Origin of the sequence: Bradyrhizobium sp. UBA2491, assembly GCF_002341725.1 — a bacterium.
GTDB lineage: Bacteria > Pseudomonadota > Alphaproteobacteria > Rhizobiales > Xanthobacteraceae > Bradyrhizobium.
Genome location: NZ_DDOP01000060.1, coordinates 25,388 through 36,696 on the forward strand (window position 1 = coordinate 25,388; position 11,309 = coordinate 36,696).

Consider the following 11,309-nt stretch of genomic DNA (forward strand, 5'->3'; position numbering starts at 1 on the left):
GGTGAGGGCTCTTGCTCTCTCGACAGACCGTCACCCCTCACCCGATTTGCTGCGCAAATCGACCTCTCCCAAGGGAGAGGTGAGTTTTCGATGCCGATCCAGCGCAACCTAATCTGATCGTGCGCAATCTAGCGCGATAGCCACTCGGCGACCTGCTTCTGCGCGTCCTTGCGCGCATCCGCATCGGTGCCGACGTGACCGCGCTCGGTGATCTCGGCATCGGAGGCCGCGATCGCATGCAGCGGCAGATTGGCCCGGTCGAAGTCGTGATAGGCCTCGGGATAGACCACGATGCGCGCCAGCGCACTGCGGCCGCGCGCGCCATCGACCATCTGGTGGCAGGCCGATGATGACGTGACATCGTCGCGCGCGCCGATCAACACCAGCGTCGGCACCCGCGCGCTCCAGCCGAGACCGAACGAGGTGCGGCAATCCGGATAGAACGCGACCGCGGAGCGGAAGTCCGGCTCGACGTTGCGCGACCACATCTGCGGCCGCACCGCCCACAGCAAAGCGGCGGCGCCATTGCCCCAGCCGATCAGGCTGATGCGGCTCTTCGCCACCCATTTCTGCTGCACCAGCCATTGCCGCGCCGCGTTGATGTCGGCGACCCGCGCGCGGCGGGTCTGGACCTGATGCTCCCTGATGCGGCATTGCGGCCCGAGCTCGCGCGAGCCGTAGCTGTCCGGTAGCAGCACCGCATGGCCCGACGTGAGCAATTGCTCGGCCCAGTCGCGATAGCGCGGCAGCACCGGCTCGGAATGGCCGGCGAGACCGCCGCAGCCATGCAGCGCGATGACCGTCGGGAACGGCCCTTCGCCATCGGGCCGGTAGAGCTGCGCGCGCAGCGTGAGGTTGCCTTCGGGAATCTCGACCTGATGCGGGGCCGGCAGCGGCGACGCAGCGGCGGCCGGCGCGGCCAGCATGGCGAGGCACATGAGAACAGACTTGATGCGCATCCGATCCGGCCGGCTCGTTATGGCGCTGCAAACACAGCGGACCATGGCTGCAACGCTACCATGCGCCTCTGCCGCCAAATCATCACAAGTCGGTGGTTTACCGGGCGGACATGACACCCTATCTGTGATAGACGGCTTCATGAACATCCAGATAGCCTGGTGCGAGGCAAGGCGGAGAGCTCAAACGTGCTGAACAAGTTCGGTCCTTCGGGCCATGGCGAAGCGCAGGTGCAATATCTCGACGGCGATTTCCGCGTGATCTCGCCCGGCACCTTCGTGCGTTGTGCCATCACCGACGTCCGGATCCCGCTCGACGAATTGAAGTACTGGAGCGTCGACCTGCAGGAGGCCTACGCCACGCCGACCGCCGTGCTGCAACGCCATCATCCCGCCGTGCTCAAGTCGCAGGCCTGAACGCAACACGACGTTCATTTGCGCGACCTGCCGTCCCGCGCCTTGAACAGCCGATCACTCACCAGGCGCCGCAGCGCGCCGGCATCCTCGAATTGCAGCGTCACCGCGAACGGGACGATCGGCTGCGCCCAGGCCGGCATCCCCTGCGGACCACGCAGCCGTGCCAGATCCTTTTCCGTCGTCACCAGCGTCAGTCCGTCGCGTCGCGCGTCGGCGACGAGCTGCTCGATCTCGCCCTTGGTGAAGGCGTGATGATCGGCGAAGGCCTCATTGCGCACGACGTCGATGCCACTCGCGCGCAGCGTGTTGAAGAACCGCGCGGGATCGCCGATCCCGGCGAAGGCGAGCGCACGCACCCCGCTCAGTGCCGCCAGCGAGGCCTGATCCGGCTTCAGATGCGCTGACAGCACCGGCTTGCCACGGGAGGCGAGATCGGCCGCGATGGTCCGCGCCGCATCGCCCCCGCCGACCACGATCAGTGCGTCGGTCCGTTCCAGCTGCGGCGACAGCGGCGCGCGCAACGGGCCGGCCGGAATCACGCGGCCATTGCCGATGCCGCGCGTGCCGTCGATCACGATCAGACAGCACTCCTTCGCCACCGACGGGTTCTGGAAGCCGTCATCCATCAGGATCACGCTGGCATTCTGAGCCCGCGCCAGCGCCAGCCCCGCGGCGCGGTCGCGCGACACCACGACCGGCAATGTCGCCGCCATCATCAGCGGCTCGTCGCCGATATCGGCCGCCGTGTGATTGTCGCGATCGACCTTCACCGGTCCACTGATGCTGCCGCCGTAGCCGCGGCTCAGCACCACCGGCCGTTCGTCGAGCTCGCGCAGCAGTTTGGCCAGCGCCAGCACCGTCGGCGTCTTGCCGGCACCGCCGACATGATAGTTGCCGACGCAAATCACGGGAATGCCGGCATCGACGCCGGGGCGCCGCATCCGCCGCGCGGCGACCGCGCCGTACAGCGCGGCAAGCGGTCTCAACAATTGCGATGTCCAAGACGACGGCCGGTGCCAGAAGGCCGGCTCACGCATTGGCGGCTCCCATCTCGAGCCGCAACTGCAACAGATAGGGCTCGAGAGCGGTCAGCGTATGTTCCAATGCGCCGCCGAGCTGTTCGACGACGCGCTCGGAGGCGGCCAGCGACGTGTCGCGCGATGCGGGATCGGCGAGGAACTGGCCGAGCTGCTTGACCAGCGCCTCCCGATCATCGGCGTGCCGTGCCCCGCCGGCGCGATCGAGCGCCGCATAGACATCGGTGAAATTGAACACGTGCGGGCCGTGCACGATCGCGGCGCCGAGCTTGATCGCCTCGATCGGATTCTGGCCGCCATGCGCGACCAGCGAGCCGCCCATGAACACGATCGGCGCGAGACGATAGAACAGGCCGAGCTCGCCCATCGTGTCGGCGACATAGATATCGGTGGTCGCAACCGGCAAATCCTCGCGCGAGCGCAGGCCGGGACGCAGGCCGGCCTCCGTCACCAGTTGCGCGACCGCCTCCCCCCGATTGGCATGCCGCGGCACGATCACCGTGAGCAGCCCGGGGAAGAATTTGACGAGCGACTTGTGCGCCTCGATCAGGATCTCTTCCTCACCGGGATGGGTGGAGGCCGCAACCACGATCGGTCGGCCGCGCGTCACCGACATCAGCCGCTCCAGCTTGGCTGGATCGGCCGGCGGCGCCGCGACGTCGAGCTTGAGGTTGCCGGTGACCACGACGTTGTGGCTGCCGAGCGCGGCAAACCGTTCGGCGTCGGTCTGCGACTGCGCCAGGCAGATGTCGAACCGACCGAGCAACGCCCCGATGGTGTTGGAGACCCGGCGCCAGCGCGGGAACGAGCGCTGCGACATCCGCCCGTTGATCAGCACCATTGGCAGCCGCCGCGCGGCGCTCGACAGGATCAGGTTCGGCCACAGGTCGGACTCGATGAACAGCGCCAGCGACGGACGCCAGTGATCGAGGAAGCGCGCGACATAGCGCGGCGAGTCGTACGGCACGTATTGATGGATCACGTCGGGCGGAAAGCGCTTGGCCACGATCGCGGCCGAGGTCACCGTGCCCGAGGTCAGCAGGATGCGCAGGTTGAGCGCACGCAGCCGCTCGATCAGCCCGGCCGCCGCCAGCACCTCGCCGACGCTTGCGCCGTGGATCCACACCAGCGGCCCCTGCGGCCTGGTATCGGCGCTGACGCCGCGCCGTTCGCCGACGCGTTCGGGATCTTCCTTGCCGAGCTTCAGCCGCCGCTTGATCAGGGCAGGCGCGAGCGGCACCATCGCGGACGACAGCTTGCGGTACACGCGCAACGTCATCGGGAGCGAGCTAGCCAAGCGCTGCCTCCGGCCGCCCGACCGCTGCATAGGCGCGTCGGGTCGCTTCGTTGAGAAGGTCCTCCACGTGCTGCCGAAGCTTTTCCATCGTCGCGGCATCGGCATCGGGCGGCACATAGACCGGCTCAATACCTACCACTGCGCCGCGCCCGAATGGCAAATTGATGGTGGTGGAATCCCAGTTTTTCAACCGGATGAAGCGGCTGGTGACCATCGCGAACGGGATGATCGGCCGGCCGCTCTCCCGCGCCAGCATGATGGCCCCGAGGCCGGCCACCCGCGCCCGCTTCGGCACGTCGGCCGTGGTCGCCATGTTGCAACCGTCTTCCAGCGCCCGGACCATCTCCAGAAAGGCACCGACGCCGCCCTTGCGATGGAACGCGCCGGAATGATCGCCGGACCCCCTGATGGTTCCGATGCCGAGCCGCTCCACCGCAAGCGCATTGAACTCGCCGTCGCGATGGCGCGAAATCAGGACCTTGGCGCGGTAGCTGTCCTTGGTCTTGATGAACGGCGTCATGAAGTGCTGGCCGTGCCAGAACACGAAGATCGCCGGCATCAAGGGCTCGACGATCCCGTAGACGTCAGACGGCTGGTAGCTGAAGCGGTTGGTGTGCCAGACCAGCCGCAGATACTCGGCCGCAAGCACACCCAGCGCGCGCTGCACGACGGCGCTGCGCAGCAGATCGCGAAGAAGTCGTTTCAATGGGAATGCTTTGTGTCCTGCTCGGGATCGAGCAACCGGTGGAGGTGAACGACGAAATAGCGCATCTGGGCGTTGTCCACCGTCTGCTGCGCCTTCGCCTTCCAGGCCGCATAGGCCGTTGCATAGTTCGGATACACGCCGACGATCTCGACCTCATCGAGATTCTTGAAGGTGTTGTGCTCGAGATCGGTCAACTCGCCGCCGATGACGAGGTGGAGCAGTTGTGGCTGGGCATTGTCTGACATGATGGTGGTTTTCCTAACGAGATGCCCGGCAAGGAAGTGAAGTCTTGGTCGTCACAAGTCTGTCGTCACAAGTCTGTCGCAACAAGTCTGGTCGTCACAATCGGAAGCGCGGAGCGGATCGGCGGGGCCTCACGGCAATGGACGGTTGCGAAAATGCTCGACAATGCGTGCATGACGTTCGCGTCCTGCTGCCACCAGCACCCCATGCGTCACTTCCCGGCGATTATACTCAATCGCATCCCCCGAGAGCGCGGTCATCTTACCACCCGCTTCCTGCACGATCAAATTCGCGGCGGCAAGATCCCAGTCGCGGCTTTGCCCGCCCGCAAAGGCGGCGTCAAGTCGACCTTGTGCCACGCGGCACAGCCGCAAGGCCAGCGATCCGATCCGCGGATACAGCGTGATCTCGTCCGATGTCGGGCTCAGCCGCTGCACCAGCGGCTTCGGTCCGGCCATGCGGGGGAAATCATAATCGTCGCCGGTGGTGGCATGCACGGCACTGTCGTTCAGGGTCGCGCCCTGGCCGCGGGCTGCGAAAAAGAATTCCCCGCTCACCGGCGCATACACCGCCGCGAGCACCGGCGCGTTGCCTTCAACCAGCGCCACACTGACGCACCAGTCGTCGCGACCGGCGAGATAGGCGCGGGTACCGTCGATCGGATCGACGATCCAGGTGAAGCGCTTGCCGAGCCGGCCCTCGTTGTCGGCACTTTCCTCCGAGAGCCAGCCATAGCCCGGCGTCGCCGAACGCAGCTGTTGCTCCAGCAGGTCGTTGACCGCGATGTCGGCCTCCGAGACCGGCGAGGACGCGCCCTTGATCCAGTTCTTCAACTCGGTGCGGAACAGCGACTGCGCCAGCCGTCCCGCCTCCTGCACCGACTTGGTCAGCAAGGCGGCATCGCGCGCCTTGGTCCAGTCGTCCGTATCAGCGTCCGCCAAGCGTCAGGCCCTCGATGCGCAGCGTCGGCGAATTGACGCCGTAGCGGAACTCCAGATCATTGGCGGCGACCAGCGACTTGAACATCGGCAGCAGATGGCCGGCGATGGTCACTTCGCTGACCGGATAGGTGATCTCGCCATTCTCGATCCAGAACCCCGACGCGCCGCGGCTGTAATCGCCGGTCACGCCGTTGACCCCTGAGCCGATCAGGTCGGTGACGTAGAAGCCCTGCTTGATGTCGGAGATCAATTGCTTCGGCGTCACAGCTCCCGCTTCGAGATGCAGATTGTATGTTCCCGGCGATGGCGACGACGACACGCCGCGGTGCGCATGCCCCGTCGTGACCAGGCCGAGCTCGCGCGCGGTGGCGGAGTCCAGCACCCAGGTGGTCAGCACGCCGGCGTCGATCAGCGCCGTCTTCTTCACCTTGACGCCCTCGGCGTCGAAGGTCTGCGAACGCAGGCCGCGCACGCGCAGCGGATCGTCGATGATGCGGATGTCCTTGGAGAACAGCTGCTCGCCGAGCTTGTCCTTCAGGAAGCTGGTCTTGCGCGCGATCGAGGCGCCGTTGATGGCGCCGACCAGATGGCCGACGATCGAGCCGGCGACCCGCGGATCGAACACCACCGGCACCTTGCAGGTCTCGACCTTGCGCGGATTGAACCGTGCCACCGCGCGCTCGCCAGCCTTGCGGCCAACCGTCGTGGGTGAATCGAGATCGGACGCATGCGGCGCGCTGGTGAAATCGTAGTCGCGCTCCATGCCGGTGCCCTCGCCGGAAATCGCCGTCGTCGAGATACCGTGGCTGGAGCGCAAATAGGAGCCGTGGAAGCCGGTCGACGTCACCAGCACCATGCCGCCAATTCCCGTCGAGGCCGACGCACCGCCGGACTTGGTGACACCCTTGACCGCGAGCGCCGCGGCCTCGGCTTCGATGGCGCGCCGCTCGAGTTCGGCGGTGGTCGGAACGTGGCGGTCGAGCAGATCGAGATCAGGGAAATCATGTGCATGCAGCGCGGGATCGGCCAGCCCGACATATTTGTCGTCGGGTGCCACACGCGCCATCGCCACCGCGCGCTCGGCGAGCTTGGCGATCCCGTCGCCGCTGACGTCATTGGTCGAGACGACCGCCTGGCGCTGGCCGACGAACACCCGCAGGCCCACGTCATCGCCTTCGGAGCGCTCCGTCTCCTCGACGCGGCCGTCGCGGACCTCGACGCCCTGCGAGACGCCGCGCACCGCGATGGCATCGGCGGCATCGGCGCCGGCGCGCTTGGCGGCATCGACCAGACGCTGCGCGAGGTCGCTCAGCGCGGATTGGTCGAACAGATCGGAGGTATCGCCGTGTCGCGATGCGGATGGTGAAGAGTTCACGAACGAATTCCTGCGGATTGAGGGGGGCCCGGAGCGAAGTCGACAGACCTCACCAGATGTGCCGGATTCACAAGGATTTCAAGCACTTTACGCCGCCGAGCAACAAAGATTTGAGTGATCGGCGCAAGGCTTCGTCAATCATGCGGGCCAACCTCTTGTCAATCATGGCGCCAGGTGAGGAGCGATTAACCAGGCTTTTTAAGCTGAAACGGCCGTCGCTCGGCTAGGCTCTCACACATCGACCGGGAACATAATCCCGGCGGGGAGAGTAGGCTTTGAGGCGTCAAACACCAACAAGCGGAATCAATTCCGCCGGGTCGAGCTGCGCATTGCGGCTCGACCCTCTTTCCCTTCCGCTGAGCTTCCATGCGCAGGATTCGCGCGCGGATGGCGGCATGCGGCAGGTCGAGCTTCATCGCGAACATGTCGTGCTGCGCCGTGCCGTCCTCGGCATGCGGATGGCGGTCAATGTTCGCGTCAGCGATTTCCTCGGCGTCGCCGTACGCGGCATCGACGATACGCAAATGCTGGTGCTGGTTCATCGCGATCCCGCGCTCTCGATTCCGCTCGGCTCCAGTTCGGACGCCGACGAGATCACGTCCGCCTGGCAGATGTGGAGCGACATCTTCCGTCTGCCGCAACTGACCGAGCCGGCGCCGCGAATGCCTTCCCCGCGCCGCCGTCGCCGCAACGCGATCCGCGCCCGCCGCCCGAAATTCCTGGTCCGCCGCCGCGCCGGATTCCGCCTCAACGCAGCCAGCATGCATCGCGGCGAACGCGAGATCATCGCGCGGGATTAGTTGCATCGCTCGAGATGCGGTCCACTCACCACATGATCGGTGTCGTCCCGGCGAAGGCCGGGACCCATAACCACCGATGCTGCTTGTTGTGTGATGCTGGAACGACGAGTCCCGTCAACAACACATGCTGCGGCGTATGGGTCCCGGCCTTCGCCGGGACGACACCGAATGTGCTGCACGGCCAGTGAACAAAACTTCGGCGTTCTCGCTACGTGAATCGCCCGACCTTTTGCAACGATCGCCCGGAACGACGAGAGCTACGCCGCGCGCAGCACCGCGTCGACGACCAGGCTCGCGAACAACATGAAGCCGGCGTCGCGGTTGGACTTGAAGATGCGCAGGCAGAGCGCGGGATCGCTGGTGTCGAGCCGGCGCACCTGCCAGGCCAGATGCAGCGCAAATGCCGCGAGGCCGATCCAGGCCGGCCAGCGCGCGCCGGCCAGCGCGAATGCGGTGCCGATCAACAGCACGGCGAGGCCATAGAAGATCACCAGCGCCCGATGGGTGCGCGCGCCGAACAGGCGGGCGGTGGATTTGACGCCGATCAGCGCATCATCCTCGGCGTCCTGATGGGCGTAGATGGTGTCGTAGGCGATCACCCAGGCGATCGATCCGGCATAGAGCGCGATCGCCGTGACGTCGATACGTTCGAGCGTCACCGCAAATCCCATCAGCGCGCCGTAGGAGAAGGCGAGACCGAGCACGACCTGCGGCCACCAGGTGATCCGTTTCATGAACGGATAGATCGCGACGATCGCCAGCGAGGCGATGCCGGTCATGACCGCGAAACGGTTGAACTGCAACAGCACCGCAAGCCCGATCAACGCCTGCACGACCATGAAGACCACGGCCTGCGTCACCGTCACCTGCCCGGCCGGGATCGGCCGCGACCGGGTGCGCTCGACCTTGGCGTCCAGATCGCGATCGGTGATGTCGTTCCAGGTGCAGCCCGCGCCACGCATCACGAAGGCGCCGATGAAGAACAGCAGGACGACGAGCGGCAGCGAGCGCACGTCATGCGCGACGCCGGCAGCGAGCGCCGCCGACCACCAGCACGGCATCAGCAACAGCCAGGAGCCGATCGGCCGATCGTAGCGCGCGAGCCGCAGATAGGGCCGCGACCAGACCGGCGCATGGGTATCCACCCAGTTGCCCGTGGAGTCGGCAACGCGGGCGGAAACGTCGCTCATGGCTGACCCATCATCGGGTGAGAACGTTGCCGTTCAGCGTATCGAAGGTGCTGCCGCCCTTCTTGCTCGGGGTCGCTTCCGGCAGCGAGGCGGACGAACCCAGCACATCGCTCAGCGTCGGCCCGGCCGGCCCGCGCGGCTGCGCCGCAGCCTGCTCCGCGACGTTGCAGACCTTCTTCAGGAGAGCCTCGGTATTCTTGTGGCCGTTCTTGAGCTGGTCGGAGATCTGTGCCGGAATTCCGCACTTCGAGGCGTTGGCCTCGACATATCTGATCATCTTGATCTCAGCCTGGCTGTAATTGCCGATCAGCTTGCAGGCCTCCTGCGGGCTGGCGTGGCGATCACTCGCGGTCTTGATCGCCTTGCCGCGCTTCTCCGCCTCTTCACGCAGCGGGACGAAATTCTTCATGCAGGCGTCGCTTGCGCCGCCTGCTCCGGCGCCCGGAGGCGGTGGCGGCGACGAGAGGCCGCCGCCCGCGATCGGGGCCGCGCCATTGCTCGGGAACGGCGACGGCGCCCCACCGACCCGGGCCGCCGGCGCGCCATTGACCGGCGGGAACGCGGAATCGGTGGCGGTCGCGGTATTCGTCCTGGCCGGGCGAGCGCCATTCACCGGCGGGAACGCGGGGTCGTTGACGGTGCCCGTCTGTCCGGGCAGCGGAGCCGGAAAAGCGCTCTGGGCCACGGCGTGGCCCATCGACAGGGTGGTCGCGGCAACGGTCAGCACGATCAGGCGGCGGATCATCGAGGGTGTTTCTCCGGCAAAAGGTCCAGGCAACCCCAGCGCAACAAAACGAAGCAACCAATTTGGGGGCGTTTTACGATTCCTGTGATGCCTTAACAACCCGTGGATTTAGGCGACAGCGCGGCGTAGGGCCACACCGGCCACATTAAATTGTTCCCCGATTTGAAGCCTTTAGGCTACGAACGGCGGGAAAATGGACGATCCGGCAGGCGCCAAAGTCGATTTTCGTTCGGTCGCCGCGCGCCGGCAGCCGCTATCATGGAATTTGACGATCAATCAGGTGATCAAAGTCTCCGGTCGGTCCAGCGGGCTCTTGTGGCGCCTGCCTCGCCTGCGCACACACCTTCCTGAGCAATGTTTCGGTATTCTTGTGACCCGCCTTCAGCCGGTCTGCAATCGGCTGCGGGATTGCACACTGGACCGCGTTGGCTTCGACGTATTTGATCATCCTGATTTCGGCTTGCGTGTAGTCGCCGATCAGTTTGCAGGCCTCGCTTGGGGGTGCATGACGGTCCGCGGCTGCCTTGATCAGCTTGCCTTTCGCCTCGGCGTCTTGCCGCAGCGGCACGAAATCCCTGAGGCAGAATTCGGCCGATGCCGCCGGGGCACTGCGCGCAGTCGGCGTGGTACCATTGCCCGGAAACGGCACGGAGCCAGCCTGGGCCAGCGCATGGTCGACCGGCGCGAAGGCAACCGTCAGCGCCAACAGCACCAATGAGCGAATGATCATCGCAACGGCCTTCCGGGGACACAACGATGGCGAACGAGAGAACTATCTGGCAGCGGTTTTTAGGCTAAAACGCGGCGCGTAACCGGAATAGGACATGCCTGAACTCGATTTCCGCAGCCCGCGCCTGTTTGTCGATGCCCCGCTCGGCGCAGACACAATCGTTTCGCTCGACCGTGACCAGAGCAACTATCTCGGCAACGTGCTGCGGCTCGGCGCCGGGGACAGCGTGCTGGTGTTCAACGGCCGCGACGGCGAATGGCAGGCCGCGATTTCCGGCCGCAAGCGGGCGGACACGCTGACGGTCTTGGCGCAAACCCGCACCCAGGATCGTCTGCCCGACGTTGCTTACGTGTTCGCGCCGCTGAAGCATGCGCGGCTCGACTACATGGTGCAGAAGGCGGTCGAGATGGGCGCGGCCCGGCTGGTGCCGGTGATGACGCGCTTCACCCAGGTGTCGCGGGTCAACAGCGAGCGGATGCGCGCCAATGTGGTCGAGGCCGCCGAGCAATGCGGCATCATCTCGCTGGCCGAGGTCGCCGAGCCGGTGCCGCTGGAGCGCTTCCTCGCCGGGCGCGACCAGGCGCGGCTGCTGGTGTTCTGCGATGAGGCCGCCGAGGTCGCGAACCCGGTGCAGGCGCTGCAAGCCGCGAGGGTCGGCAATGCCGGGATCGACGTCCTGATCGGCCCCGAGGGCGGGTTCGCCGAGGAAGAACGCGCCCTGCTGCTGCGCCAGCCCTCGATCCTGCGCCTCGCGCTCGGCCCACGCATCCTGCGCGCCGACACCGCCGCCGTCGCCGCGCTGGCGCTGGTGCAGGCGGCGCTGGGGGATTGGGGGACCAGTGATGGACCTGCCGGCGGAAGGGTTCCCTCCC

13 protein-coding genes are annotated in these 11,309 nt (G+C 66.1%); 3 read left to right on the top strand and 10 right to left on the bottom strand.

What is annotated here, in order from left to right; all coding sequences use genetic code 11:
- Positions 1-128: 128 nt before the first annotated feature.
- A complete protein-coding gene (locus B2W55_RS19975) occupies positions 129-959 on the bottom strand; it encodes a dienelactone hydrolase family protein (protein WP_024581140.1) in 831 nt (276 codons plus the stop codon).
- Between the two features lie 186 nt (positions 960-1,145).
- Between B2W55_RS19975 and B2W55_RS19980 the strand changes: the two genes are divergently transcribed.
- Positions 1,146-1,373 (top strand): DUF2093 domain-containing protein, encoded by a 228-nt coding sequence (locus B2W55_RS19980; protein ID WP_024581141.1) that lies wholly within the window; start codon positions 1,146-1,148, stop codon positions 1,371-1,373.
- A 14-nt stretch (positions 1,374-1,387) separates the two neighbouring features.
- Here the strand turns inward: B2W55_RS19980 and lpxK are convergent, their stop codons facing one another.
- The 6 genes from lpxK to B2W55_RS20010 all read right to left on the bottom strand — a co-directional run bounded on the left by lpxK (position 1,388) and on the right by B2W55_RS20010 (position 6,972).
- The gene (gene lpxK, locus B2W55_RS19985; RefSeq protein ID WP_024581142.1) at positions 1,388-2,410 is read right to left on the bottom strand and encodes a tetraacyldisaccharide 4'-kinase; all 1,023 of its coding nucleotides are present in this window, start codon (positions 2,408-2,410) and stop codon (positions 1,388-1,390) included.
- Positions 2,403-3,737, bottom strand: a complete 1,335-nt coding sequence (locus B2W55_RS19990) for a 3-deoxy-D-manno-octulosonic acid transferase (RefSeq protein WP_029879097.1) — start codon at positions 3,735-3,737, stop codon at positions 2,403-2,405. Before B2W55_RS19990 ends, lpxK begins: the two co-directional genes overlap by 8 nt.
- Positions 3,700-4,413, bottom strand: coding sequence for a lysophospholipid acyltransferase family protein (locus tag B2W55_RS19995; protein ID WP_024581144.1), 714 nt, complete (start codon positions 4,411-4,413; stop codon positions 3,700-3,702). Before B2W55_RS19995 ends, B2W55_RS19990 begins: the two co-directional genes overlap by 38 nt.
- Positions 4,410-4,658: a DUF4170 domain-containing protein gene (locus B2W55_RS20000; protein ID WP_016848023.1), complete on the bottom strand. Its 249-nt coding sequence runs from the start codon at positions 4,656-4,658 to the stop codon at positions 4,410-4,412. Before B2W55_RS20000 ends, B2W55_RS19995 begins: the two co-directional genes overlap by 4 nt.
- A gap of 129 nt (positions 4,659-4,787) precedes the next feature.
- Positions 4,788-5,597, bottom strand: coding sequence for an inositol monophosphatase family protein (locus B2W55_RS20005; RefSeq protein ID WP_024581145.1), 810 nt, complete (start codon positions 5,595-5,597; stop codon positions 4,788-4,790).
- On the bottom strand, positions 5,584-6,972 hold the full coding sequence (locus B2W55_RS20010) for a TldD/PmbA family protein (protein WP_024581146.1): 1,389 nt from the start codon (positions 6,970-6,972) through the stop codon (positions 5,584-5,586). The genes B2W55_RS20005 and B2W55_RS20010 overlap by 14 nt, the downstream gene beginning before the upstream one ends.
- Before the next feature lie 275 nt (positions 6,973-7,247).
- Between B2W55_RS20010 and B2W55_RS20015 the strand changes: the two genes are divergently transcribed.
- Positions 7,248-7,772: a DUF6101 family protein gene (locus B2W55_RS20015; RefSeq protein ID WP_024581147.1), complete on the top strand. Its 525-nt coding sequence runs from the start codon at positions 7,248-7,250 to the stop codon at positions 7,770-7,772.
- Between the two features lie 257 nt (positions 7,773-8,029).
- Here the strand turns inward: B2W55_RS20015 and ubiA are convergent, their stop codons facing one another.
- The 3 genes from ubiA to B2W55_RS20030 all read right to left on the bottom strand — a co-directional run bounded on the left by ubiA (position 8,030) and on the right by B2W55_RS20030 (position 10,437).
- Positions 8,030-8,962 carry a 4-hydroxybenzoate octaprenyltransferase gene (ubiA, locus tag B2W55_RS20020; protein WP_024581148.1) on the bottom strand — a complete coding sequence of 311 codons (933 nt, stop codon included), beginning with the start codon at positions 8,960-8,962 and terminating at the stop codon, positions 8,030-8,032.
- A 10-nt stretch (positions 8,963-8,972) separates the two neighbouring features.
- Entirely contained in the window at positions 8,973-9,707 is a 735-nt protein-coding gene (locus tag B2W55_RS20025) for a hypothetical protein (RefSeq protein WP_024581149.1), read from the bottom strand.
- Between the two features lie 256 nt (positions 9,708-9,963).
- Complete coding sequence (locus B2W55_RS20030) at positions 9,964-10,437, bottom strand: hypothetical protein (protein WP_024581150.1); 474 nt, start codon at positions 10,435-10,437, stop codon at positions 9,964-9,966.
- A 94-nt stretch (positions 10,438-10,531) separates the two neighbouring features.
- Between B2W55_RS20030 and B2W55_RS20035 the strand changes: the two genes are divergently transcribed.
- A partial coding sequence (locus tag B2W55_RS20035) for a 16S rRNA (uracil(1498)-N(3))-methyltransferase (protein ID WP_291532275.1) occupies positions 10,532-11,309 on the top strand: 778 nt, incomplete at its 3' end.

Coding starts and splice junctions, on each gene's coding strand:
- B2W55_RS19975 (WP_024581140.1), bottom strand. CDS start 959: ATGCGCATCAAGTCTGTTCTCATGTGCCTCGCCATGCTGGCCGCGCCG.
- ubiA (WP_024581148.1), bottom strand. CDS start 8,962: ATGAGCGACGTTTCCGCCCGCGTTGCCGACTCCACGGGCAACTGGGTG.
- B2W55_RS20030 (WP_024581150.1), bottom strand. CDS start 10,437: ATGATCATTCGCTCATTGGTGCTGTTGGCGCTGACGGTTGCCTTCGCG.
- B2W55_RS19990 (WP_029879097.1), bottom strand. CDS start 3,737: ATGCAGCGGTCGGGCGGCCGGAGGCAGCGCTTGGCTAGCTCGCTCCCG.
- B2W55_RS20000 (WP_016848023.1), bottom strand. CDS start 4,658: ATGTCAGACAATGCCCAGCCACAACTGCTCCACCTCGTCATCGGCGGC.
- lpxK (WP_024581142.1), bottom strand. CDS start 2,410: ATGCGTGAGCCGGCCTTCTGGCACCGGCCGTCGTCTTGGACATCGCAA.
- B2W55_RS20025 (WP_024581149.1), bottom strand. CDS start 9,707: ATGATCCGCCGCCTGATCGTGCTGACCGTTGCCGCGACCACCCTGTCG.